Origin of the sequence: Streptomyces lydicus (genome assembly GCF_004125265.1) — a bacterium.
Classification (GTDB): Bacteria; Actinomycetota; Actinomycetes; order Streptomycetales; family Streptomycetaceae; genus Streptomyces; species Streptomyces lydicus_C.
The window spans coordinates 2296037-2321034 of record NZ_RDTE01000003.1 but is presented as its reverse complement, the minus strand read 5'-3'; the positions used below and the strand labels follow the sequence as shown (position 1 = coordinate 2321034).

The 24998-nt window shown below is 71.7% G+C and carries 17 protein-coding genes; 13 read left to right on the top strand and 4 right to left on the bottom strand.

Features of this window, described 5'->3' with window-relative positions:
- The first annotated feature begins 72 nt into the window (after positions 1–72).
- The 4 genes from dapF (at position 73) to hflX (ending at position 6862) form a co-directional block, all read left to right on the top strand.
- The gene (gene dapF / locus D9V36_RS12615; RefSeq protein ID WP_129293856.1) at positions 73–948 is read left to right on the top strand and encodes a diaminopimelate epimerase; all 876 of its coding nucleotides are present in this window, start codon (positions 73–75) and stop codon (positions 946–948) included.
- A gap of 195 nt (positions 949–1143) precedes the next feature.
- The gene (locus tag D9V36_RS12610) at positions 1144–3333 is read left to right on the top strand and encodes a RelA/SpoT family protein (protein ID WP_129293855.1); all 2190 of its coding nucleotides are present in this window, start codon (positions 1144–1146) and stop codon (positions 3331–3333) included.
- A 145-nt stretch (positions 3334–3478) separates the two neighbouring features.
- A complete protein-coding gene (locus D9V36_RS12605) occupies positions 3479–5191 on the top strand; it encodes a M1 family metallopeptidase (protein WP_129293854.1) in 1713 nt (570 codons plus the stop codon).
- A gap of 183 nt (positions 5192–5374) precedes the next feature.
- Positions 5375–6862, top strand: a complete 1488-nt coding sequence (gene hflX, locus D9V36_RS12600) for a GTPase HflX (RefSeq protein WP_129293853.1) — start codon at positions 5375–5377, stop codon at positions 6860–6862.
- Between the two features lie 120 nt (positions 6863–6982).
- On the opposite strand, the gene D9V36_RS12595 is transcribed toward hflX, so the two are convergent.
- Positions 6983–8173 (bottom strand): trypsin-like serine peptidase, encoded by a 1191-nt coding sequence (locus tag D9V36_RS12595; RefSeq protein WP_129293852.1) that lies wholly within the window; start codon positions 8171–8173, stop codon positions 6983–6985.
- Positions 8174–8453: 280 nt separating this feature from the next.
- Here D9V36_RS12595 and D9V36_RS12590 point away from each other — a divergent pair, with 280 nt between their 5' ends.
- From D9V36_RS12590 to D9V36_RS12570, 5 genes are all read left to right on the top strand, one after another.
- Positions 8454–9848 (top strand): diaminobutyrate--2-oxoglutarate transaminase family protein, encoded by a 1395-nt coding sequence (locus D9V36_RS12590; protein WP_129293851.1) that lies wholly within the window; start codon positions 8454–8456, stop codon positions 9846–9848.
- Positions 9845–11863: an IucA/IucC family protein gene (locus tag D9V36_RS12585; RefSeq protein WP_129293850.1), complete on the top strand. Its 2019-nt coding sequence runs from the start codon at positions 9845–9847 to the stop codon at positions 11861–11863. Before D9V36_RS12590 ends, D9V36_RS12585 begins: the two co-directional genes overlap by 4 nt.
- Before the next feature lie 120 nt (positions 11864–11983).
- A complete protein-coding gene (locus D9V36_RS12580) occupies positions 11984–12685 on the top strand; it encodes a GNAT family N-acetyltransferase (RefSeq protein WP_129293849.1) in 702 nt (233 codons plus the stop codon).
- Between the two features lie 105 nt (positions 12686–12790).
- Positions 12791–14557, top strand: a complete 1767-nt coding sequence (locus D9V36_RS12575) for an IucA/IucC family protein (protein ID WP_129293848.1) — start codon at positions 12791–12793, stop codon at positions 14555–14557.
- Between the two features lie 41 nt (positions 14558–14598).
- Positions 14599–16602 (top strand): ATP-dependent DNA helicase, encoded by a 2004-nt coding sequence (locus D9V36_RS12570; RefSeq protein ID WP_129293847.1) that lies wholly within the window; start codon positions 14599–14601, stop codon positions 16600–16602.
- A 68-nt stretch (positions 16603–16670) separates the two neighbouring features.
- Here D9V36_RS12570 and lexA read toward each other — a convergent pair whose 3' ends face one another.
- Complete coding sequence (gene lexA / locus D9V36_RS12565) at positions 16671–17468, bottom strand: transcriptional repressor LexA (RefSeq protein ID WP_129293846.1); 798 nt, start codon at positions 17466–17468, stop codon at positions 16671–16673.
- 588 nt (positions 17469–18056) lie between these two features.
- Between lexA and nrdR the strand changes: the two genes are divergently transcribed.
- Together nrdR and D9V36_RS12555 are read left to right on the top strand one after the other, a co-directional pair.
- Complete coding sequence (gene nrdR, locus D9V36_RS12560) at positions 18057–18587, top strand: transcriptional regulator NrdR (RefSeq protein ID WP_018092899.1); 531 nt, start codon at positions 18057–18059, stop codon at positions 18585–18587.
- 123 nt (positions 18588–18710) lie between these two features.
- Positions 18711–21587, top strand: coding sequence for a vitamin B12-dependent ribonucleotide reductase (locus tag D9V36_RS12555; protein ID WP_129293845.1), 2877 nt, complete (start codon positions 18711–18713; stop codon positions 21585–21587).
- A gap of 216 nt (positions 21588–21803) precedes the next feature.
- Here the strand turns inward: D9V36_RS12555 and D9V36_RS12550 are convergent, their stop codons facing one another.
- Positions 21804–22325, bottom strand: a complete 522-nt coding sequence (locus D9V36_RS12550) for a TerD family protein (protein WP_129293844.1) — start codon at positions 22323–22325, stop codon at positions 21804–21806.
- A 355-nt stretch (positions 22326–22680) separates the two neighbouring features.
- On the opposite strand from D9V36_RS12550, the gene D9V36_RS12545 reads away from it, so the two are divergent.
- Entirely contained in the window at positions 22681–23286 is a 606-nt protein-coding gene (locus tag D9V36_RS12545; RefSeq protein ID WP_129293843.1) for a YdbC family protein, read from the top strand.
- 17 nt (positions 23287–23303) lie between these two features.
- Here the strand turns inward: D9V36_RS12545 and D9V36_RS12540 are convergent, their stop codons facing one another.
- Positions 23304–24086 carry a TetR/AcrR family transcriptional regulator gene (locus tag D9V36_RS12540; protein ID WP_241720850.1) on the bottom strand — a complete coding sequence of 261 codons (783 nt, stop codon included), beginning with the start codon at positions 24084–24086 and terminating at the stop codon, positions 23304–23306.
- Positions 24087–24332: 246 nt separating this feature from the next.
- Between D9V36_RS12540 and D9V36_RS12535 the strand changes: the two genes are divergently transcribed.
- The gene (locus D9V36_RS12535; protein ID WP_129293841.1) at positions 24333–24992 is read left to right on the top strand and encodes a histidine phosphatase family protein; all 660 of its coding nucleotides are present in this window, start codon (positions 24333–24335) and stop codon (positions 24990–24992) included.
- Positions 24993–24998: the final 6 nt, after the last annotated feature.

Genomic DNA, 24998 nt, shown 5'->3' with positions numbered 1-24998 from the left:
CTGCCCGCCGGGTACGGGCACGGGCCCGGCCCCGTCAGGCCGGTCCCCCCGGTGGCCCCGTACGATGCAGGGGTGACCAGTACGCAGCGCCTCGCCTACCTCAAGGGCCACGGTACCGAGAACGACTTCGTGATCGTCCCGGACCCGGACGGCCGCCTCGACCTGCCCGCGACCGCCGTCGCCAGGATCTGCGACCGGCGGGCCGGACTCGGCGGCGACGGCGTGCTGCGCGTCGTCCGGTCCGCCGCGCACCCGGAGGCGCAGGGCCAGGCCGACGAGGCCGAGTGGTTCATGGACTACCGCAACGGCGACGGCTCGATCGCCGAGATGTGCGGCAACGGCGTCCGCGTCTTCGCGCGCTATCTGCTGCACGCCGGCCTGGCCGAGGCCGGTGACCTCGCCATCGCCACCCGCGCCGGCGTGCGCCGCGTCCACGTCGCCAAGACCGGCGATGTCACGGTCTCGATGGGCCGCGCCGAGCTCTTCGAGGAGAGCGTCGTCGTCACCGTCGACGGCCGCAGCTGGCCGGCCCGGAACGTGAGCATGGGCAATCCGCACGCCGTCGTCTTCGTCGAGGATCTGGCCCACGCCGGCGACCTGCTGGCCGTACCGCCGTTCAGCCCGGCGTCGGTTTATCCCGACGGCGTGAACATCGAGTTCGTCGCCGACCGCGGGCCGCGCCATGTGGCGATGCGGGTCCATGAGCGCGGTTCGGGCGAGACCCGCTCCTGCGGCACCGGCGCCTGTGCGGTCGCCGTCGCCACCGCCCGCAGGGACGGCCCGGCCCCCGCGGAGACCGGCACACCCGCCACCTACACGGTCGATGTGCTGGGCGGCAGCCTCGCCATCACCGAGCTGCCCGACGGCACGGTCGAGATGACCGGACCGGCCGAGATCGTCGCCGAGGGCACCTTCGACCCCGCCTGGCTGGCCGCCGCGCTCGCCTGACACGACCTGCGACGTCCCGGGCCAGGGCCTTCCACGAGGAACGGCTACGGCCGAAGGGTTCGCTCGAACGGGTGATCCGTATCACTCTGAGCGAGAGGCGGACAGCGCTGCGTGATGGGGTCGGTAGCATCAAGCACCGGCCCGGACGCCCCAACTGACGCGTCCCACCGCCGGTCGACGCTGCCGGAGGTGCCCATGAGCGCAGAGGCCACGAACCCTGGTAACCCTGGAGCAGCGGGCCGCAAGCGCGGCCGCCGCCGGCTGGAGCTCAGAGGCCTGCGCCGGATCGGCCGGGCCGCCCTGCTCGGACCCGCCCCGCGCGACGGCCTCCCGCACGCCCTGGAGCACGTCGCCAAGGTGCACCGCGGACACCATCCGGACGCCGACCTGGACACCCTCACCCGGGCCTATCTGCTCGCCGAGTCCTCGCACCGCGGCCAACTGCGCAAGAGCGGCGAGCCGTACATCACCCATCCGCTCGCGGTGACCCTCATCCTCGCCGAACTGGGCGCGGAGACCACGACCTTGACCGCCTCCCTGCTCCACGACACCGTCGAGGACACGGAAGTGACGCTGGATCAGGTGCGGGAGCGGTTCGGCGCGGAGGTCTGCTACCTGGTCGACGGCGTCACCAAGCTGGAGAAGGTCGACTACGGCGCGGCCGCCGAGCCGGAGACCTTCCGCAAGATGCTGGTGGCGACCGGCAACGACGTCCGGGTGATGTCCATCAAGCTCGCCGACCGGCTGCACAACATGCGCACCCTCGGGGTGATGCGCCCCGAGAAACAGGCCCGGATCGCCAAGGTGACCCGCGATGTGCTGATCCCGCTCGCCGAACGCCTCGGTGTGCAGGCGCTCAAGGCCGAGCTGGAGGACCTTGTCTTCGCGATCCTGCACCCCGAGGAGTACGCCACCACCCGGGCCCTGGTGATGGAGTACGCCACCCGGCCCGACCCGCTCACCGCCCTCGCCCAGCGGGTGCGTACCGTCCTGGCCGAGGCCGGTATCGACGCCGAAGTCCTGGTCCGCCCCCGGCACTTCGTCTCGGTGCACCGCGTACGCCTCGCCCGCCGCGAGCTGACCGGCGCGGACCTCGGGCGGCTGCTGGTGCTGGTGGCGGAGGACGCCGACTGCTATGCCGTCCTCGGCGAGCTGCACACCTGCTTCACCCCGGTCGTCTCCGAGTTCAAGGACTTCATCGCGGCCCCCAAGTTCAACCTCTACCAGTCGCTGCACACGGCGGTCACCGGACCGTCCGGGGAGATCGCCGAGACGCTGATCCGTACGCACCAGATGCACCGGGTCGCCGAGGCGGGGGTGATCGCGCTGGGCAACCCGTACGCCCCCACGGACGGCGCGGACGCCCCCGAGGGCGAGCGGGCCGACCCGACCCGCCCCGGATGGCTCTCCCGGCTGCTGGAGTGGCAGCGCACCACCCCCGACCCGGACACCTTCTGGACCTCGCTGCGTGACGACCTCGCCCAGGACCGGGAGATCACCGTCTTCTGCGCCGACGCCCCGTCGGACGGCTCGCCGGCCGTCCCGGGCGGTGCCATCGGTCTGCCCGCCGGGGCGAGTTGTGTGGATGCCGCCTACGAACGGCACGGCGAGGTGGCGCACTGCTGTATCGGCGCCCGCGTCAACGGCCGGCTCGCCACCCTCTCCACCGTCCTGCACGACGGCGACAGCCTGCAGCTGCTGATGGCCCCGGACTCCGCGGCCGGCCCCTCGCCCGAATGGCTCGACCACGCCCGTACGCCCGCCGCCCGGCTCGCCATCGCCCGCTGGCTGTCCGGGCCGCGGGAGCCCGGCGCCCGCCCGGCCGGTGCCGGTGAGGGGCCGGTCGCGGAGCCCCCGGCCGACCGCCGGGCCGCGGACGACGACCGGCCCGGCGCGGACCCGGTCGCGGCCTCGGTCCTCGTGGTGGCGGATCTGCCGGGCGCCGCGGTCCGGCTGGCGGGCTGCTGCACCCCGGTGCCGCCGGACAGCGTCACCGGATTCGCCGTACGGGGCGGCACGGTCACCGTCCACCGCGCCCTGTGTCCTGCCGTGGCACGGATGGCGGCCACCGGCCGGCAGCCGGTCGGGGTGCGCTGGCGGGGTGCGGGCCAGGGGGGCCACGGCTGCCGGGTCACCCTCCTGGCCGAGGCCTTCAGCCGGCCGCACCTCCTGGCCGACCTCACCGAGGCCATCGCCTCCCAGGGCGCCGCCGTGGTGTCCGCCGCCGTCGAACCCCCGCACGAACAGCGGGTCCGCCACACCTACACCCTGCACCTGCCGAACGCCGCCGGGCTGCCGTCCCTGATGCGGGCCATGCGCCAAGTGCCGGGAGTCTTCGACGTGTTGCGGGCCGGACGGTCCCGTCCGGCGGCGCTGCGCCCCTGAACGGGGCCGATCGGCCCACGGAGTGACGGTCCGTCGGATGCCGCTCCGTCCGGCGGCGTAAGACGGACGCACGATCCACCGCCCGTTCGGGTGCCGTTTGCCCCGTCACCCGCGGGGGAGGGGGCGGCGTTGGTAGCCGTAGTGCATGCCCCTTCCCCTGCGCCGCCCTTCACGCGACCCCGTCCGCCCCGCCTTTGCCCTGCCCCGCGACCCGAGCGGGCGGCTCCGTTGGACCGGCCGCCGGGCCGCCGCCCTCGGGCTGGCCGCGCTCGCCACCCTCGGCATGGCCGCACCGCCGTCCCTGGGGCCCCAAGGCCTCGGCGACCGGCTCTTCCCCCTGCTCGGCAACACCGGCTACGACGTCACCTCCTACGACATCTCCCTGGACTACTCCGGCCACAACGACCGCCCGCTGAACGCCACCACCGTGATCACCGCCCGTGCCACCACCGAGCTCGACCACGTCAACCTCGACTTCGCCCGCGGCACCGTACGCTCCGTGGAGATCGGCGGCCTGCCCGCCGCGCACCAGCAGCACGGCGAGGACCTGGTGCTCACCCCGGCCTTCCACATCTCCGCCGGCCAGGAGGTGAAGATCGCCATCGAGCACACCAGTGAACCCCGCGGCAAGGGGGACGGCGGCTGGCTCCGTACCTCCGACGGTCTGGCGATGGCCAATCAGGCGGACGCCGCGCACCGGGTCTTCCCCTGCAACGACCACCCCTCCGACAAGGCGCTCTTCACCTTCCACATCACCGCGCCGCAGGAACTGACCGCCGTCGCCAACGGACTGCCCCTGAGCCCCGGTGCCCGCGCGGGACGCCGCACCTGGACCTATCGCACCACCCACCCCATGGCCACCGAGCTGGCGCAGGTCTCCATCGGGAGGTCCAGCGTGGTGCTGCGGCACGGACCGCACGGCCTGCCCGTCCGCGATGTGGTCCCGACCGCGCACCGCCGGGCCCTGGCGCCCTGGCTGGCGAAGACCCCGGCCCAGATCGCCTGGATGGAGCGCAAGGTCGGCCCCTTCCCCTTCGAGGCGTACGGGGTGCTGATCGCCAGCGCCAGGACCGGCTTCGAACTGGAGACCCAGACCCTCTCGCTCTTCGAGAAGGCCATGTTCACCACCGACCGGCTGCCGGCCTGGTACGTGGAGTCGGTGATGCTGCACGAGCTGGCCCACCAGTGGTTCGGCGACAGCGTCAGCCCGCGCCGCTGGTCCGACGTCTGGCTCAACGAGGCCCATGCCACCTGGTACGAGGCCCTGTACGCCCAGGAGAGGAGCAACGGCCGGGCCACCCTGGAAGCCCGTATGCGCCATGCGTACCAGGAGTCCGACGGCTGGCGCGCCGAGGGCGGGCCGCCCGCCGTGCCCAAGGCCCCGAGCCAGGGACAGAAGATCGGCATCTTCCGCCCCATCGTCTACGACGGCAGCGCACTGGTCCTGTACGCCCTGCGGCAGAAGATCGGCGCCGCCGCCTTCGACCGCCTGGAACGTGCCTGGGTCGAGCGGCACCGCGACGGCGTGGCGGACACCGCCGACTTCGTGCAGCTGTCCTCCCAGGTCGCCGGGCAGGACCTCACCGGTTTCTTCCAGGACTGGCTCTACGGCGACCGGACCCCGCCGATGCCGGGGCATCCGGAGTGGCTGCACAAGGGGCCCGCGGCGAAGCCCCGGCACCCCAAGGCCGTCGCAAAGGTCGGGCATCCCAAGGGGGCGGGCGCCGGCCTCGGGCCCAAGGGAGCCGCCGCCGGTCCCGGACCCAAGGCGGCCGCCGCCGGTCCCGCACCCACCGGAGCGGCCTCCAAGGCCCCCGCGCCCAGGGGAGCCGCCGCACACCCCGGGAAACCCGCGTGACGGCCTTCCCGGGCCGTGGGACCATCGTCGGGACGGCACCGCCCGGCCCGGGAATCTCCGGGACCTCTCGGACGTTGTCACCAGCGACGGTCGCGGCAGCGCCGCGGCGGTCGCCGCACCACCGACAGTCCCGGCGGGAACACCAGATCCCCGCCAGGGCTCACCGACGACGCAAAGGATCAAATGACCTCCTCTTCTTCCCTTCCACAGGACCGGCAGCGCCTCCCCGAGAGCCTTCGGGCCAACGCCCTGATGGAAGAGGACGTCGCCTGGAGCCACGAGATCGACGGGGAGCGTGACGGCGACCAGTACGACCGTTCGGCCCGTGCCGCGCTACGCCGTGTAGCGGGTCTCTCCACCGAGCTCGAGGACGTCACCGAGGTCGAGTACCGGCAGCTCCGCCTGGAGCGCGTGGTGCTCGTCGGCGTCTGGACCTCCGGCACGGTCCAGGAGGCCGAGAACTCCCTCGCCGAGCTGGCCGCCCTCGCCGAGACCGCGGGCGCCATGGTGCTCGACGGCGTCATCCAGCGCCGCGACAAGCCCGACCCCGCCACGTACATCGGCTCGGGCAAGGCGCTGGAGCTGCGCGACATCGTGCTGGAGTCCGGGGCGGACACCGTGGTCTGTGACGGTGAGCTCTCCCCGGGCCAGCTGATCCACCTCGAGGACGTCGTCAAGGTCAAGGTGGTCGACCGGACCGCCCTGATCCTCGACATCTTCGCCCAGCACGCCAAGTCCCGGGAGGGCAAGGCGCAGGTCGCGCTGGCGCAGATGCAGTACATGCTTCCCCGGCTCCGCGGCTGGGGCCAGTCGCTGTCCCGGCAGATGGGTGGCGGTGGCTCCGGCTCGGCGGGCGGCGGTATGGCCACCCGCGGTCCCGGTGAGACCAAGATCGAGACGGACCGGCGGCGGATCCGCGAGAAGATGGCGAAGATGCGCCGGGAGATCGCGGAGATGAAGACCGGCCGGGACATCAAGCGCCAGGAACGCCGGCGTCACAAGGTCCCCTCGGTCGCCATCGCCGGCTACACCAACGCCGGCAAGTCCTCCCTGCTCAACCGCCTCACCGGCGCCGGTGTCCTGGTGGAGAACGCCCTGTTCGCCACCCTGGACCCCACCGTCCGGCGGGCCGAGACGCCCAGCGGACGGCTCTACACCCTCGCCGACACCGTCGGCTTCGTCCGGCATCTGCCCCACCACCTCGTCGAGGCGTTCCGCTCCACGATGGAGGAGGTCGGCGAGTCCGACCTCATCCTGCACGTGGTCGACGGCTCGCACCCGGTGCCCGAGGAGCAGCTGGCCGCGGTGCGCGAGGTGATCCGCGACGTGGGCGCGACGGACGTGCCCGAGATCGTGGTCGTCAACAAGGCCGACGCGGCCGACCCGCTGGTGCTGCAGCGCCTGCTGCGCCAGGAGAAGCACGCCCTCGCGGTCTCGGCCCGTACCGGCCAGGGCATGGACGAACTGCTGGCCCTGCTGGACGAGGAACTTCCCCGGCCGCGGGTCGAGATCGAGGTGCTGGTGCCGTACACCCACGGCGCCCTGGTCTCGCGGGCGCACGCCGAGGGCGAGGTCATCTCCGAGGAGCACACCGCGGACGGCACCGTCCTCAAGGCGCGGGTCCACGAGGAGCTGGCCGCCGAACTCCAGCGCTTCGTCCCCGCGGCGTAGCGGCCACTCGGCACACCACGGCACGAAGGCCCGCCCCCGGGGAAACCGGGGGCGGGCCTTCATCGTGCTCCTGCGCGAGGCGCGGGCGGCGCCGTCCCCGGCACCGCCCGCCTCACCCGCCTACTGCTTGGTGGCCCACTTCTTGCTCATGGCGTCGAAGATGCTCTTGGCCTCGGGACCCAGGTGGGGACCGGCGGACCAGCGGGCCGGGCGCGGCCCCATCGACATGTTGGAGATCAGCTCCGGCTTGCCGTCCTTGCCCTTGGCGAACCAGGGGCCGCCGGAGGAACCACCGGTCATGGTGCAGCCGATCCGGTACATGGTCGGCTTCTGGGCGTCCATCGACAGACGGGTCGGCTTGTCGGTGCACTGCTGCTGCGCCGCACCGTCGAACGGCGGCTCGGCGGGGTAGCCCTGCGCGGTCAGGCTCGGGATCTTGGCCATCGCGGGCGCGTTGAAGTCCACCGCGTACGCACCGCCGGCGACCTCCTCCAGCGACTTGCCGCCCGTGCTCTCCTCGGGCTTCACATGCATCAGCGCGAAGTCGTACGGAGCCATCGGCACGCCGGGAACGGCGCCGCCGGCCTTGATCCACTGCTGGGACGTCGCCATGTCGTCCGCCCACCACTTGCCCGACGGGACGCGGTCCTCGTAGGGCTTGCCCTTCATCTGGGCCGCGCTGCCGCCGGTCCTGTTGAAGTTCGGCACGAACATCATGTTGCGGTACCAGCCGCCGTTCTTGCCGGCGTGCACACAGTGCGCCGCGGTCCACACGAGGTTGGACTTACCGGGGTGCGCCGGGTCCTTGACCACGGTGGCCGAGCAGCGCGACCCGCCCTCGGGGGTGCTGAACAGCAGCAGGCCCACGCCGGGAGCGGTCGAGGTGTACGGGGTCCTGACGGCCTGGGCCTGGACGGCGGCGGGCTCGGGGTCGGTCTTGCCCTGGTCCTCCGAGATGTCCTCGGGCTTGCTGGGGTCCTGGGGCGGCTTGACCTTGTCGATCTTGTCCTTGTCCCAGAAGTCCTTGATGATCGGGTTGATGAACTCCCCGGCCTCCCGGAGCCACTTGTCGCGGTTCCAGTTCTTCCACTCGCCGTTGCGCCACTTGTCCAGGTCGAAGCCGTGCTCCTTCAGCTTGTCCTGGATGTCCTGAGGAATCTTGAAGTCACCCCCGCCCGTGGAGTCCTGGGCCGCGGACTGGCCGGGCTTGGCGTCCGCGTTGTCGCTCTCGGGTCCACAGCCGGTGGCGGTGAGTGCCACGACAGCGGTGAGGGCGGCGGCGGCCAGGACTGGCCGACGTATGGATCGCATGGGTGAGCTCCCCCTGATGAATGCGGACTGAGCCGGTGTGGCTCGTTCGGTGTGCACCGGTCCGGTCTTTGTCATGAACCTCAAGATCCCGGCGCAACACCCCACTATGCCGGTGACGATGGGGACGGTGGTACTCGGGTCCCCGGTTCCACGCCATCAAGGATCTTGCCGACAACCGTGATCCCGGGTCGCCGCCGTCGTTGGTACGTACGGGGGACGGCCGGGCTGCCCCCAGCCCGCGCGGCATTCCGCAGCTCACCAGCAGGAGGACACAACTGCCGTGGTGTTGACCGAAACCGTGCCGACGGCAGCGCCGCCGGCCCATGAGGGGATCCTGCGGCGGCAGTCCCTGCGCGAGTCCGCCGCCCGTACCTACGCACGCGCGCTGCCCATCGTCCCGGTGCGCGCCCGCGGGCTGACCATCGAGGGCGCCGACGGCAGGCGCTATCTCGACTGCCTCTCCGGCGCCGGCACACTGGCGCTCGGCCACAACCACCCGGTGGTGCTCGAGGCGATCCGGACGGTCCTCGACTCCGGCGCACCGCTGCACGTCCTCGACCTGGCCACCCCCGTCAAGGACGCCTTCACCACGGAGCTCTTCGCCACCCTGCCAGGGGAGTTGGCCGAAAAGGGGCGCATCCAGTTCTGCGGCCCGGCCGGCACGGACGCCGTCGAGGCCGCCTTCAAGCTCGTCCGCACCGCGACCGGCCGGGACGGCCTGATGGCGTTCTCCGGCGCCTACCACGGCATGACCTCGCAAGCGCTCGCCGCCTCCGGGGGAGCGCAGCACACCAGCGTGGTCCGACTGCCCTACCCCTACGACTACCGGTGCCCCTTCCAGACCGGCGGCGAGCGCGGCGCCGAGCTCGCCGCGCGCTGGACCCAGAGCCTGCTCGACGACCCCAAGAGCGGAGTGTCCCGGCCGGCCGGGATGATCCTGGAACCCGTGCAGGGCGAGGGCGGCGTGATCCCCGCGCCGGACGACTGGCTGCGGCGGATGCGGGAGATCTCGGCCGCCCGGCGGATCCCGCTGATCGTGGACGAGGTACAGACCGGCGTCGGCCGCACCGGCGCCTTCTGGGCGGTCGACCACAGCGGCATCGTGCCCGATGTGCTCGTGCTGTCGAAGGCGATCGGCGGCAGCCTGCCGCTCGCCGTGATCGTCTACCGCGAGGAACTCGACGCCTGGCAGCCCGGCGCCCACGCCGGCACCTTCCGCGGCAACCAGCTCGCCATGGCCGCCGGCGCCGCCACCCTCGCCTACGTCCGCACGAACGGCCTCGACCGGCGCGCCGGGGAGCTCGGCGCCCGGATGCTGGACCGCCTCGCCTCCCTCGCCGCCGCCCATGACTGCATCGGCGACGTCCGCGGCCGCGGACTGATGCTCGGCATCGAGCTCGTCGACCGCACCGCCGACGCCGACGCCACGGGCGCCCGCCCCGCCGACCCGCAGCTCGCGGCGGCCGTCCAGCAGGCCTGCCTGGAGCGCGGTCTGATCGTCGAACTGGGCGGCAGGCAGTCCGCCGTCGTCCGGCTGCTGCCACCCCTGACCATCACCGACGAACAGGCGGACGCCATCCTCGACCGCCTCGCCGACGCCCTCACGGCGGCGGTCCGCACCACCCCCGGGCCGACGGGCTCGTCCCCCACGACAATGCGAGGCACCTCCCCATGAACGAACGACCCGGCCCCGACGGCGGCCAGCCCACCGAGCGCATCCCCGCCCACCAGGGCGCGGGCACCATCGAGTCGGTACCCCGCCAGCACCGGCGCGCCCCCGACGCCGGCTGCCACCAGCAGCTCCACGAGGCCCCGGAACGGTCCGCCCCCGGTGCCTGCGACCGCGCCCGGGTGTCCGGTGACCACGACCCCCTCGACCACCCGGACCCGGCGGTCGCCGCCGACGCCGCGGGCATCGAGCACCTGCTGCGCTGCTGGCTCCGGGAGAGCGGCACCCCCCATCACCCTGCCGAGGGCGAGGTGGTGATCCCCCTGCACGCCGCCGCGGGCGCCCTGCACATCCCCGTCCGCTACTGGTCGCCCACGGGCTGGCACCGCCTGGGCGCCCCCACCCTCGACGGCGCCCCGGCCGGTGCCGCCCCGCTGGACGCCGTCACCCTCGCCGCGCTGCTGCGCCGGGAGGCCGCATACGGCGACCGCCGGGCCTTTGACGGCGGCGAGCACCAGGCGGCGGACACCGACGAGCGGCCGGACCCGGACGGTAGGCGCCGGCCGGCACCGGACGCCGGCGGCGCCGAACTCATCGGCCGGGTCGCCAACTCCGTACGCAACGTCGCCCTCTTCCTGACCGACCGGCGTGCCCGGCCCGCCGACGACCACGGTGCCCTCTTCCTCGAAGCCGAACAGTCCCTTCTCCTCGGCCACCCGCTGCACCCCACACCCAAGAGCCGCGAAGGGCTCTCCGAGGCCGAGACCCGCGCCTATTCGCCCGAACTCCGCGGCGCCTTCCCGCTCCACTGGACGGCCGTGCACCGCTCCGTCCTGGCCGCCGACTCCGCCTGGACCGAACGCGGCAAGCCCGTACCGGCCGAGCAGCTTGCCAGGGACCTCGCCGGGGACGGCCTCCGGCTCCCCGACGACACCGTGCCCCTGCCGGTGCACCCCTGGCAGGCCAGGGAGCTCGCCGACCGTCCCGACATCGCCGCCCTCCGCGAGGCCGGCCTGCTCCACGACCTCGGCGCCCACGGCCCGCTCTGGCACCCCACGTCCTCCGTCCGCACGGTCTACCGCCCCGGCGCGAACGCCATGCTGAAGCTCTCCCTCGGGCTGCGCATCACCAACTCCCGCCGGGAAAACCTCCGCAAGGAACTGGCCCGCGGCGTCGAGGTGCACCGGCTGCTGCGCACCGGCCTCGCCGAGCAGTGGCAGACCGTCCACCCCGGCTTCGACATCGTCCGCGACCCCGCCTACCTCGCCGTCGACGGCTTCGAGGGCGCACCCGTCCAGGGCCTCGACGCCGTCATCCGCCACAACCCCTTCAGCACCACCGACGACGCCGTGTGCATCGCCGGCCTCACCTCCCCGCGGCCCTGGCCCGGCCGCCCGGGCGTGCGCTCCCGGCTCGAAGACCTCGTCGGCACGCTCGGCGCGCGCACCGGCCGCCCCCTGGGAGCCGTGGCCACCGAGTGGTTCCTGCGCTACCTGGAAGCAGTCGTACGGCCCGTGCTGTGGCTCGACGGCACGGCCGGCATCGTGCTCGAAGCCCACCAGCAGAACACCGTGGTGCTGCTGGACCCCGACGGCTGGCCGGTCGGCGGCCGCTACCGCGACAACCAGGGCTACTACTTCCGCACCTCCCGCCGAGCCGAGCTGGAGCGCCGCCTGCCCGGGATCGGCGTGGCGGGCGACAGCTTCGTCGCCGACGACGTCACCGACGAACGCTTCGCCTACTACCTCGGCATCAACAACGTCCTCGGCCTCATCGGCGCCTTCGGCTCCCAGCGCCTGGTCCGCGAGGAGATCCTGCTCGCCGCCTTCCGGCGGTTCCTCGCCGATGCCGCCGCGGCCCCGCGGGCGCACCGCTCGCCGCTCCCCGAGCAGCTGCTCGCCGCCCGCACACTGCGCTGCAAGGCCAATCTGGCGACCCGCCTGCACGGCCTGGACGAACTCGTCGGCCCGGTCGAAACCCAGTCCGTCTACGTCACCCTGCCCAACCCCCTCGCCCCCTAGCCGCGTGCGGTGGCCTGGACCAGGCCACCGGCCCCTCCGCCAGCAGCCTGTCAGCCCCCGTCCCCGGCGCCCCGCGACCCACCAGGCCACGCGGCACGCGGCCACGAGAGGAGAGTCGCCGTGCCACCCACCGATTCCGGCCTCGGCTCCAGCTCCGACGACACCCTCGACCTGCAGCTCCCGCCCGAGTTCGGTGCGCTGTTCGCCGAGGGGCGCGGGCCGCAGGCGCCCCCGGACGCCCCGGCCGCCGGGCCGCTGCTCGACAACCTGGCGGGCTGGCGAGCGGCCGACACCCCCGCCGGGCCGTTCGAGCTCGTCCCCGTCCGGCCGGCCCGCGATCTCGACCGGATCACCGGCTGGATGAACGATCCGGCGGTGGCGGCCTTCTGGGAACTGGCGGGCCCGCCGGAGACCACCGCGGCCCATCTGCGCGCCCAGCTCGACGGTGACGGCCGCAGCGTGCCCTGCCTGGGAGTACTGGCCGGCGTCCCGATGAGCTACTGGGAGATCTACCGCGCGGATCTGGACCCCCTCGCCCGCTGCTATCCGGCCCGGCCCGAGGACACCGGTATCCATCTGCTGATCGGCGGCGCCGGCGACCGGGGACGCGGGCTGGGCGGCCTGCTGCTGCGCGCCGCCGCCGATCTCGTACTCGACCACCGGCCGCGGTGCGCACGGGTCCTCGCCGAGCCGGATCTGCGCAACACCGCCTCCGTCGCGGCCTTCCTGAGCGCCGGATTCCGCTACGGCGACGAGATCGAACTGCCCGGCAAACGCGCGGCGTTGATGGTCCGCGACCGCGCCCACCGCCACCTGCTCTGACCCCGGCGCCGTCCGCCGACGGCCCCGCTCCGGTCCGCCGTCCACCCCCGCTGCCCCGGTTGTCCCCCGTATGTGCCGGGGCGGTCCCGCTTCGAGGAGCCCGCCTTGTCGCCCGAGCCCCAGCCTTCGCACAGCGCCTGGCAGCACGCCGCGCGCCGACTGTTCGCCAAGACCCTGGCGGAGTTCGCGTACGAGGAAGTCCTGGCCCCCGAGGCCGACGGCACCGCACCCGACGGCACCCCGCAATACCGCCTGCCGGTCACCGACGGCCTGGTCTACCGCTTCCGAGCCCGCCGCGGCGCCTACGGCCACTGGCGCGTCGACCCCGATTCGATCACCCCCGATGCCGATCCCTTTCGCTTCCTCACCCACGCCCACGACACCGTGCTGGGCCTGTCCGGCGACACCACCGGCCATCTCGTCCGCGAACTGACCGCCACCCTCGCCGCCGACACCCGGCTCGACGCCACCGCCGTCAGCGCCGCCGAGCTCGCCGACCTGGACTACGCCACCCTCGAAGGCCACCAGACCGGCCACCCCTGGCTCGTTGCGAACAAGGGCCGGCTCGGCTTCTCCGCGCACGACGCGGCGACCTGGGCCCCGGAGGCCCGCACACCCCAGCGCCTGCCCTGGCTCGCCGCGCACCACAGCATCGCCCACTACCGCGGTATCCCCACCCTGGCCACCCCCGACCGTCTCTACGGCGAGGAGCTGGCCCCCGCCACCCGGCACACCTTCGCCCGCACCATCGCCGACCAGGGCCACGACCCCGCCGACTACCTCTACCTCCCCGTCCACCCCTGGCAGTGGGACGAGACCATCGCCCCGCTCTTCGCCCCGCAGCTCGCCGACAGATCCATCATCGCGCTGCCCACTGACAACGACCTCCGCCTGCCGCAGCAGTCGATCCGCACCTTCCTCAACCTCAGCCGCCCCCGGGCCCGTACGGTCAAACTCCCGCTGTCCATCCTCAACACCCTGGTCTGGCGCGGGCTGCCCACCGAGCGCACCCTCGCCGCCCCCGCCGTCACCCGCTGGGTGCACGGCCTGCGCGACGCCGACCCCTATCTCCGCGACGAGACCCGGGTCATCCTGCTCGGCGAGACCGCCTCGGTCACCGTCGAGCATCCCCTCTACGACCGGCTTCCCGGCGTCCCGTACCAGTTCAAGGAGCTGCTGGGCTGTATCTGGCGCGAGCCGGTCAGCGGCCACCTGGACCCCGGTGAACGCGCCCGCACCCTGGCCGCGCTGCTGCAGACCGATCCCCAGGGGCGGGCCCTGACCGCGGAGCTGGTCCGCCGCTCGGGCCTGGCTCCGCGCGACTGGCTGGCACGGCTGTTCGCCGCCCTGCTGCCGCCCCTGCTGCACTTCCTCTACCGCTACGGCACGGTCTTCTCCCCGCACGGCGAGAACGCCATCGTCGTCTTCGACGAGCAGGACGTCCCCACCCGCCTCGCGGTCAAGGACTTCGTCGACGACGTCAACACCAGCTCCCGGCCGCTCCCCGAGCACGACTCCATGCCGGACGACGTACGGGCGGTGCTGCTGACCGAACCGCCCTCCTTCCTCACCCAGTTCATCCACTCCGGCCTGTTCGTCGGCGTCTTCCGTTACCTCGCGCCGCTGTGCGCGGACCAACTGGACGTCCCCGAGGCCGCGTTCTGGTCACTCGTACGGGCAGAGATCCTGCGCCACCACGAGCGCTTCCCGGCCCTCAAGGAGCGCTACGAGACCTTCGACCTGCTCACCCCGCGCATCGAGCGGCTGTGCCTGAACCGCAACCGTCTGCATGTGGACGGCTACCGGGACCGCCGCGACCGCCCGCACGCGGCCGTGCACGGCACCGTCCCCAATCCGCTCCACCACCCGTGACCGGACCGGCTGTCAGTGGTCCCGCGTAGGCTTGCCACGCTATGACGAAGCCCTCTCTCCCCGATCTGCTCCATGCCGCCGTCACCGCCGTCGGCGGCACCGAGCGCCCCGGCCAGGTGGCGATGGCCGAGGCCGTCGCCGAGGCCGTGGACGAACAGGCCCATCTGCTGGTGCAGGCCGGCACCGGCACCGGAAAGTCCCTCGGCTATCTGGTGCCGGCGCTCGCGCACGGCGAGCGAGTGGTGGTCGCCACGGCCACCCTGGCGCTGCAGCGCCAGCTCGTCGAGCGCGATCTTCCGCGCACGGTCGAGGCGCTGCATCCGCTGCTGCGCCGCCGCCCCGAGTTCGCCATGCTCAAGGGCCGCTCCAATTATCTGTGCCTGCACCGCCTCCATGAGGGCGTCCCCCAGGAAGAGGAGGACGGGCTCTTCGACGTCTTCGAGCAGGCGACGCCGACCAGCAAGCTCGGCAAGGACCTGCTGCGGCTGCGCGACTGGGCGGACGAGACCGAGACCGGCGACCGTGACGCGCTGACCCCCGGGGTCTCCGACCGGGCCTGGGGCCAGGTCTCGGTCTCCTCCCGGGAGTGCCTGGGCGCCTCGAAGTGCGCCTACGGGGCGGAGTGCTTCGCCGAGGCGGCGCGAGAGCGCGCCAAGCTCGCCGATGTCGTCGTCACCAACCACGCGCTGCTCGCCATCGACGCGATCGAGGGCGCGCCGGTCCTCCCGCAGCACGAGGTCCTGATCATCGACGAGGCTCATGAGCTGGTCTCCCGGGTCACCGGCGTCGCCACCGGCGAGCTGACCCCCGGGCAGGTCAACCGTGCCGTCCGCCGGGCCGCCAAGCTCGTCAACGAAAAGGCCGCCGACCAGCTCCAGACCGCGTCGGAGACCTTCGAGCGCCTGATGGAGCTGGCCCTGCCCGGCCGCCTCGAAGAGATCCCCGAGGATCTCGGCTACTGCCTGATGGCACTGCGGGACGCGGCCCGTACGGTCATCTCGGCGCTCGGCTCGACCCGTGACAAGTCGGTCCAGGACGAGGACGCCGTCCGCAAGCAGGCCCTCGCCTCGCTGGAGAACGTCCACGCCGTCGCCGAGCGCATCGCCAACGGCTCCGAGTACGACGTGGTCTGGTACGAACGCCACGACCGCTTCGGCGCCTCCCTCCGGGTGGCCCCGCTGTCGGTCTCGGGCCTGCTGCGCGAGAAGCTTTTCGACGACCGCTCGGTGACCCTCACCTCCGCCACCCTCAAGCTGGGCGGTGACTTCAACGGGGTCGCGGCCTCCCTGGGCCTGGCCCCCGAGGGCACCGAAGGCGAGGACGTCCCGCCCTGGAAGGGCCTGGACGTGGGCTCGCCCTTCGACTACTCGAAGCAGGGCATCCTCTACGTCGCCAAGCACCTCGCCCAGCCGGGCCGCGAGGGCAGCCGCACCGACATGCTCGACGAACTCACCGAGCTGATCGAAGCCGCCGGCGGCCGCACCCTCGGCCTCTTCTCCTCCATGCGCGCCGCCCAGGCCGCGGCCGAGGAGTTGCGCGGCCGGCTGGACGTGCCGATCCTGCTCCAGGGCGAGGAGACGCTCGGCGAGCTGATCAGGGCCTTCGCCTCCGACGCCCGTACCTGCCTGTTCGGCACGCTGTCCCTGTGGCAGGGCGTCGACGTTCCTGGTGTGAACTGCCAGCTGGTGGTGATGGACCGGGTGCCGTTCCCGCGCCCGGACGATCCGCTGATGAGCGCCCGGCAGAAGGCCGTGGAGGAGGCCGGCGGCAATGGCTTCATGGCGGTCGCCGCCACCCACGCCGCGCTGCTGATGGCGCAGGGCGCCGGCCGTCTGGTCCGTGCCACCGGCGACCGCGGCGTGGTCGCCGTCCTCGACCCCAGGGTGGAGCGGGCCCGGTACGGCTCCTTCCTCCGCAAGTCGATGCCCGACTTCTGGTACACCACCGACCGCAACCAGGTCCGCCGCTCCCTTGCCGCCATCGACGCGGCGGCAAAGGCGGCGCCCGCCCCCGAAGCGGCGCAGCCGGCAGCGGACGCTTCCTGACCCGGAGACGGCATAACCAAGCCCCGGAACCGGCGCAGTGGTTCCGGGGCTCGGTCGTGAGGGGTGGGTCAGACGCGGCGCAGCACCGCCACCACCTTGCCGAGAATGGTCGCCTCGTCGCCGGGGATCGGCTGGTACGCGGAGTTGTGCGGCAGCAGCCACACATGGCCGTCCTCGCGCTTGAAGCGCTTGACGGTGGCCTCGCCGTCCAGCATGGCGGCCACGATGTCGCCGTTCTCGGCGACCGGCTGGCGGCGGACCGTGACCCAGTCGCCGTCGCAGATCGCGGCTTCGATCATGGAATCGCCGACGACCTTCAGGACGAACAGTTCGCCGTCGCCGACGAGCTGGCGGGGGAGCGGGAAAACATCCTCGACCGATTCCTCTGCGAGGATCGGTCCACCGGCGGCGATTCGGCCGACCAGCGGGACATAGGAGGCGGCGGGCTTGCCGGCGGTCTCCGTCGCGGCAGCGGTGGCCTGGTCCGACCCGCGGACCTCGTACGCCCGGGGGCGGTGCGGGTCGCGCCGCAGGAAGCCCTTGCGCTCCAGGGCCATGAGCTGGTGGGCGACGGACGAGGTGCTGGACAGCCCGACGGCCTGGCCGATCTCGCGCATGGACGGCGGGTAGCCACGCCGCTGCACCGAATCCCGGATCACCTCGATCACCCTGCGCTGGCGGTCGGTGAGTCCGGAACTGTCGGCCCGGATCCCCGGGGGCCGGCCGGGCAGCGAACGGGCCGGCTTCTGCTCTTCGGAGTCCAACGTGGCGTCGTCCATCGGCGGCCGCTGTGCCTGTTGCGGATCGAACCGGCTCTGGGAGTGGCTCTGTGCGGTGATGGTCGCGCTGTCTGCGGTGGTGGTCACGTCGGCCCCTCTCGAAATGTTCTCCCTAGTTAGCCAACGGTAGTTGCTTTCGAAAGGTTGCGCCAAACACACGTTCGAGTGAAATATTCGGCGAATGGCTGCCCGGATCGAGTGGCTGGGTGTATGGCCGAGCAGAGATTCGGGCCCGGTCGGGCGCTGTCGCCGGGATGTTCCGGTCGTCCGATGCGTCGGGCCGTCGATGCGCGAAGGGGGCGTAAGGGGGTCGCGAGGGGGTGCGAAGGGGTCCGCGAAGGGGGTTGGCGGTCGGTCGTCGCGACCCGGCCGATTCTGTCATCTCGGCCCCGCCGCGCCGCCGGCCGGGTGGCTTCCCGTACTCTCATGGGCGACCGTCCGGCCCGTCGCCGCCACGACACGCGGTAGGCAGATGTAAGCGCCCCGACACCACATCTAGTGGTGGGATGCGATCGGTCACCCAGAAGTTGTGGTGCCTGGTCTCTCCGAGGGTCGGGAATCGCCTATGCTGGAGCCTGCTCCGAAGGGCCCGCGCGGACCGTCGGAGGTTGTTGGCGTACGCCGGGTTCGTTGGCGTACGTACGTCCGTATATCGAGGGTGAGGAGGGTGGAGCCATGCACTGCCCCTTCTGCAGGCACCCGGACAGCCGGGTCGTCGACAGCCGCACCACCGATGACGGAACGGCGATCCGCCGGCGCCGCCAGTGCCCCGACTGCTCCCGCCGTTTCACGACCATCGAGACGGCATCGCTGATGGTGATCAAGCGGAGTGGGGTCACCGAACCCTTCAGCCGTAACAAGGTCATCGCGGGGGTACGCAAGGCGTGCCAGGGGCGCCCGGTCACCGAGGACGCCCTCGCCAAGCTGGGCCAGCGGGTCGAGGAGGCGGTGCGCGCCACCGGCAGCGCCGAGCTCTCCACCCATGACGTCGGGCTCGCCATACTGGGCCCGCTGCAGGAACTCGACCTCGTCGCGTACCTGCGCTTCGCGTCCGTTTACCGGGCCTTCGATTCACTCGAGGACTTCGAGGCGGCCATCGCCGAGCTGCGTGAGCAGCGCGAGCAGGGGCCGCCCGGGCAGGAATGCGGGACCGACGGGGAAGCCGGCGGCCCGGCCGTTCCCGTGCCCGCCACCGCCGCCGACTGAGCTCGGCGCGCATCCAGGACCTTTACCGGGGCGAGAGCAGGGCGTCCCGGTACGGAAAGACATACACCGTGCCACGGAATGAGTGCGCACATATGGGCGTTTGCCCGTATACAGGGAGGCGGCATGACAGAGACGACGAGCGGCCCGGCACGAGGCTCCCGCGCCAAGGGCAGCAAGGCGAGCAAGGGTCTGCGTATCGAGCGCATTCACACCACACCCGGCGTGCATCCGTACGACGAGGTGGAGTGGGCGTCTCGTGACGTCGTCATGACCAACTGGCGCGACGGCTCGGTCAACTTCGAGCAGCGTGGCGTCGAGTTCCCCGAATTCTGGTCGGTGAACGCGGTCAATATCGTCACGAGCAAGTACTTCCGTGGTGCGGTGGGTTCCCCGACCCGTGAGTCGAGCCTCAAGCAGCTCATCGACCGCGTGGTCAAGACGTACCGCAAGGGCGGCGAGGAGAACGGTTACTTCGCCTCCCCGGCGGATGCCGAGATCTTTGAGCACGAGCTGGCGTACGCCCTGCTCCACCAGGTCTTCAGCTTCAACTCGCCGGTGTGGTTCAACGTCGGCACCCAGCAGCCGCAGCAGGTCAGCGCCTGCTTCATCCTCTCCGTCGACGACTCCATGGAGTCGATCCTCGACTGGTACAAGGAAGAGGGGATGATCTTCAAGGGCGGCTCCGGAGCCGGCCTGAACCTCTCCCGCATCCGCTCCTCCAAGGAGCTGCTCTCCTCCGGCGGCAATGCCTCCGGACCGGTCTCCTTCATGCGCGGCGCGGACGCGTCCGCCGGAACGATCAAGTCGGGCGGCGCCACCCGTCGCGCGGCCAAGATGGTCGTCCTGGACGTGGACCACCCGGACGTCGAAGCCTTCATCGAGACCAAGGTGAAGGAGGAGGAGAAGGTCCGCGCGCTGCGCGACGCGGGCTTCGACATGGACCTGGGCGGCGACGACATCACGTCCGTCCAGTACCAGAACGCCAACAACTCGGTCCGGGTCAACGACGAGTTCATGAAGGCCGTCGAGTCCGGCTCGAAGTTCGGGCTGCGCGGCCGGATGACCGGTGAGGTCATCGAGGAGGTCGACGCCAAGGGGCTCTTCCGCAAGATGGCGGATGCCGCCTGGGCCTGCGCCGACCCCGGCATCCAGTACGACGACACCATCAACCACTGGCACACCTCGCCGGAGTCGGGCCGGATCACCGCGTCCAACCCCTGCAGCGAGTACATGCACCTGGACAACTCCTCGTGCAACCTCGCCTCGCTCAACCTGCTGAAGTTCCTGCGCGACGACGACCTGGGCAACCAGTCCTTCGACGCCGAGCGCTTCGCCAAGGTCGTCGAGCTGGTCATCACCGCGATGGACATCTCCATCTGCTTCGCCGACTTCCCCACCGAGAAGATCGGCGAGACCACCCGCGCCTACCGCCAGCTGGGCATCGGCTACGCCAACCTCGGCGCCCTGCTGATGGCCACCGGCCACGCCTACGACTCCGACGGCGGCCGCGCGCTGGCCGGTGCCATCACCTCCCTGATGACCGGCACCTCCTACAAGCGCTCCGCCGAGCTGGCCGCGGTCGTCGGCCCGTACGACGGCTACGCCCGTAACGCGGACGCCCACAAGCGCGTCATGAAGCAGCACTCCGACGCCAACGGCACCGCGGTGCGGATGGACGACCTGGACACCCCGGTGTGGGCGGCGGCCACCGAGGCCTGGCAGGACGTGCTGCGCCTCGGCGAGAAGAACGGCTTCCGCAACGCGCAGGCCTCCGTGCTGGCCCCGACCGGCACCATCGGCCTGATGATGGACTGCGACACCACGGGCGTCGAGCCGGACCTGGCCCTGGTCAAGTTCAAGAAGCTGGTCGGCGGCGGCTCCATGCAGATCGTGAACAACACGGTCCCCAAGGCGCTCAAGCGGCTCGGCTACCAGCCCGAGCAGGTCGAGGCGATCGTCGCCCACATCGCCGAGCACGGCAATGTCGTCGACGCCCCCGCCCTCAAGCACGAGCACTACGAGGTCTTCGACTGCGCCATGGGCGTGCGTTCGATCTCCGCCATGGGCCATGTGCGCATGATGGCGGCCGCGCAGCCCTTCCTCTCCGGTGCGATCTCCAAGACGGTCAACGTCCCGGAGACGGCCACCGTCGAGGAGATCGAGGAGGTCTACTTCCAGGGCTGGAAGCTCGGCCTGAAGGCGCTCGCGATCTACCGCGACAACTGCAAGGTCGGCCAGCCGCTCTCCGCCAAGAAGAAGGAGGAGGAGAAGAAGGCCGAGCCGGTCGCCGAGAAGAAGGTCGTCGAGTACCGCCCGGTGCGCAAGCGCCTTCCCAAGGGCCGTCCCGGCATCACCACCTCCTTCACGGTCGGCGGCGCCGAGGGCTACATGACCGCCAACTCCTACCCGGACGACGGTCTCGGTGAGGTCTTCCTGAAGATGTCCAAGCAGGGCTCGACCCTCGCGGGCATGATGGACGCCTTCTCCATCGCGGTCTCCGTGGGCCTCCAGTACGGCGTGCCGCTGGAGACCTACGTCTCGAAGTTCACCAACATGCGCTTCGAGCCGGCCGGTATGACGGACGACCCGGACGTGCGGATGGCGCAGTCGATCGTCGACTACATCTTCCGCCGCCTGGCGCTGGACTTCCTGCCCTTCGAGACCCGTTCGGCGCTCGGCATCCACTCCGTCGAGGAGCGCCAGCGCCACCTGGAGACCGGCTCGTACGAGCCCTCCGAGGACGAGGTGGACGTCGAGGGCCTGGCCCAGTCCGCGCCCCGGCGGACGGAGCCGGTGACCGAGTCCACCCCGGCGGTGCAGGCCGTCGAGGACGCCGCCGCTCCTGCGCCCAAGCAGGCGCACACCAACGCCGAACTCGTCGAGATGCAGCTGGGCATCAATGCCGACGCGCCGCTGTGCTTCTCCTGCGGGACGAAGATGCAGCGGGCCGGCAGCTGCTACCTGTGCGAGGGCTGCGGGTCGACCAGCGGCTGCAGCTGAGCGTGAGCGGGCCCGCGCGGGAGGTTTCCCCCTCCGTGCGGGCCCGCGCCTCGGGCTGAGGCGGTCCGGGGCAGAGCCCGGGCTTTGACAGGCCGCAGCACGAAGGGGAGGGGACCGGCCGGCGCCGGTCCCCTCCCCTTCGTGCTGCGGTTCGTGCTCTCGTGCGTGCCGTGGTTGTCGGCCGGATTCTTGATCCCGCCTTTGTGCCGCTTCCCGTCAGCGGCCCATCAGCGAGGCAAACCCGGCCGGGTCGGTGTCGAATCCCCGGAGCGCCGGGCGAAGGCGCCACTGCCCCGTCTCGTCCCGGGTGAATTCCGCCACCGTCGCCGCGGTGGCACCCGCGACCTCGGTGAAGTCGTTCTCGGCCAGATCGGTGTAGCCCTCGCGGATCCGGACCAGCGTGCTCTCTATGTCGCCGAAGACCTTGCGGCCCTCGCCCTGCTGGATGGCCACCCCCACGATCACCCGGGTGTAGGTGTCGGACAGCCGGTCCAGCTCCAGGGTCATGATTTCGTCGGAGCCGAAGCCCTGGCCGGTCCTGCTGTCCCGGTTGAGGGTGATGGTCCCGTCCGGCGACCGGCTGTCGAAGTGCACCAGATAGGCCGGGTCGCCGTGCGGCGCGTCCGCCGTATAGGTCGCCGCGACGATGTCGAGGTCATTGTCCGGCGACCCGAGGGGGCTGGGGTCCCACTGGAGCGTTACCTCGACCTTCTCGATCCCTTTGTTGAACGTGTTCACCGGACTTCCCTCCCGTCATTTCCCGGGGACGCGGCGCAGGCCGACGCGGGTACGCGGACCCCTTCCCGGGACTTCCCGTTGACTGCCCATCGTGCCACGCCCGGCAGCCCCCGCGCGGAGTGAACTGCCCCTGGTCACCCGTGCTTTGCCGCGGGTTCGGGTGGCTGGAAAGCGCCCTCTTCGGGCGCTCCTGCCGGAAGGCCTGAGTCCGGAGACGGCCCGGGGCGGACGCAGGCGGTGGAGCGGCGGCGCTGCCGTCCTGACGGTGATCGGCCCGCGCCCGTAAGGAAGTTCGGGGCGGTCCGAAGGTGACGCGCAGTGACCCCGCCCCGCTCTTGGGCCGTACGATGGCGCGGTGCTGGTCAAGTGGATTCGCCTCACCGTCGTGGACCGTCGAGGGTTCGAACGGGGGCAGCGGAAATGGGCGGGGCTGCTGGGTGAGCCGGGGTTTCGAGGGCAGGGCGGTGGGTGGAGCCGGGGGCGGCCCGGCGTCGCGCATCTGGTGGCCTTCTGGGAGAGCCGGGCCTTTTACGACTCCTTCATGGCACGCTCGCACGACCGGTTGGCGGCCGCCCAGGCAGGCACCTACAAGGACGCCCAAGTGCGGCTGTTCGAGCACGAATTCGATGTGAAGGTGGGATTCCGCCCGTCGTTCGGCGATGTGGACGTGCTGCGGCTGGCGCACTGCCAGGTGCACCAGGACCGGGTGGAGCACTTCATGCTGATGCAGGAGAAGGTCTGGAACCCCGCGATGGCGGGTTCGCCGGGAATGCTGCGAGGGATGCTGGGGCGGGCTCCGGGGGAGGAGTTCTTGGTGCTGTCGCTGTGGCAGTCGGCGGCCGAGCGGGGGAAGTACCGGCCTGAACGGGTGGAACGGCTGGCGCTGCGGGCCCAGATAGCCGCGGATGTCCGGGCGATCGCGGGCGATGTGGTGCAGCTCGAACCGTCGTGGACGGTGTGAGGGACGGCGCGGCGCGGTCAGGGGGCCGCGCCAGGAGAGGTGTCGGGGCATGAGCCGACTGCAGTGCCGGTGGTGAACGCCCCGGCGCGGGCGGCGGCCAGTGCGACCGCCACGGCTTGGTCGGCGAGGGAGTCGTCCACCGGCTCCCGGGTGATGAACAGGCGGAAGAAGAGCGGAGCCGAGACGGAGCGGACCAGCGCGCCGGCGTCGATGGCGCCGTCCGGGGCGGTGGGGGAGGCGGGAGCAGGCGGGGCGGCGTCTGTCGGAGCGGCGTCCGGGGTGGCCGGTACGGTGCCCGGGGCCGTCGGCAATTCGCCGCGTCGTACGGCGCGTTCGACGAGGACCTCGCAGCGCGTGAACCGCTCGGCGTAGTAGTCACGCAGTGCCACGGCCGCCCGCTCCGACTGGAAGGCGGCGGCGATCATCGCGGAACCCGATGCGGCCACCGCCGGGTCGGTGAAGGAAGCGACCACCTCACGCGCCAGAGCGCGCAGATCGCCTTCCAGGGATCCGGTGTCGGGCGGGACCCAGCTGTCCTCGCCGGCGAGGTCGAGGGCGTCCGCCACCAGGCCCTCGACGTCCTTCCAGCGCCGGTAGAGCGTCGTTTTGTGCACGCCGGAGTGCTCCGCGACGTATTCGACGGTCAAGCCCGGATAGCCGTACTCGGTGAGCCCGGCCAGCACGGCGTCGCGGACGGCTGCTCGGGTACGGGCCGTGCGGCCGCCGGGGCGCCGGGTGCCGGGGGTGGGTGGGGCATCGGCGGACTCGCGCCGGTTCTCGTGCACCGTCTCGTCAGGCAATTGCAACTCCACTTGCGTTAGGCGAATCGGTGTGCCACGCTCATCGTAACGCGACGAAGGTTGCATTTGTGTGGGAGGGAGTATGTCCGCTCGGATCTCGTTATGCGGCACCGCCCGGTCCTGTGGGCGGTTCCTGCTCGTTGCATGTCGCCGCGGCCTTGCCGGGGTGGTGGTGGAGCTGACCGCCCTGCTGTTGCCGTTCTGCCGTGTACGGCAGGTGCAAAGCAGGAGATTTAGGCTGGCGGCATGGCGCGGCCCCGACGCATCGTCCTCATCCGCCACGGAGAGTCGGCGGGGAATGTCGACGACACCGTGTACGAGCGGGAGCCCGACCACGCTCTCGCCCTTACCGAGACCGGGCTGCGGCAGGCGAAGGAGGCCGGCGGTCCGCTGCGCGAGATGTTCGGTGAGGAACGGATCTCCGGCTATGTCTCGCCCTACCGCCGTACCCACCAGACCTTCCGCGCGCTCGGCCTCGATCCGGCCAGGATCCGGGTGCGCGAGGAGCCCCGGCTGCGCGAGCAGGACTGGGGGAACTGGCAGGACCGCGACGACGTACGGCGGCAGAAGGCCTACCGCGACGCCTACGGCCACTTCTTCTACCGCTTCGCCCAGGGCGAGTCCGGTGCGGATGTCTACGACCGGGTCGGGGCGTTCCTGGAGAGCCTCTGGCGCAGTTTCGAGGCCCCGGACCATCCGCCGAACGTCCTCATCGTCACGCACGGTCTCACCATGCGGCTGTTCTGTATGCGCTGGTTCCACTGGACGGTGGCCGACTTCGAGTCGCTGTCCAATCCGGACAACGCGGAATGGCGCACCCTGTTGCTCGGCCCGGACGGCCGCTACACGCTCGACCGGCCGTTCGCGCGCTGGTGTGTACCCGAGCCTTATGGCGTCACCGGTTAGAGTGCA

What these genes read in the sequence shown, in the direction of transcription:
- D9V36_RS12605 (WP_129293854.1), top strand. Translation starts at nt 3,479, where the DNA reads ATGCCCCTTCCCCTGCGCCGCCCTTCACGCGACCCCGTCCGCCCCGCC.
- D9V36_RS12555 (WP_129293845.1), top strand. Translation starts at nt 18,711, where the DNA reads ATGACAGAGACGACGAGCGGCCCGGCACGAGGCTCCCGCGCCAAGGGC.
- nrdR (WP_018092899.1), top strand. Translation starts at nt 18,057, where the DNA reads ATGCACTGCCCCTTCTGCAGGCACCCGGACAGCCGGGTCGTCGACAGC.
- hflX (WP_129293853.1), top strand. Translation starts at nt 5,375, where the DNA reads ATGACCTCCTCTTCTTCCCTTCCACAGGACCGGCAGCGCCTCCCCGAG.
- D9V36_RS12535 (WP_129293841.1), top strand. Translation starts at nt 24,333, where the DNA reads ATGGCGCGGCCCCGACGCATCGTCCTCATCCGCCACGGAGAGTCGGCG.
- D9V36_RS12610 (WP_129293855.1), top strand. Translation starts at nt 1,144, where the DNA reads ATGAGCGCAGAGGCCACGAACCCTGGTAACCCTGGAGCAGCGGGCCGC.
- D9V36_RS12570 (WP_129293847.1), top strand. Translation starts at nt 14,599, where the DNA reads ATGACGAAGCCCTCTCTCCCCGATCTGCTCCATGCCGCCGTCACCGCC.
- D9V36_RS12585 (WP_129293850.1), top strand. Translation starts at nt 9,845, where the DNA reads ATGAACGAACGACCCGGCCCCGACGGCGGCCAGCCCACCGAGCGCATC.
- D9V36_RS12595 (WP_129293852.1), bottom strand. Translation starts at nt 8,173, where the DNA reads ATGCGATCCATACGTCGGCCAGTCCTGGCCGCCGCCGCCCTCACCGCT.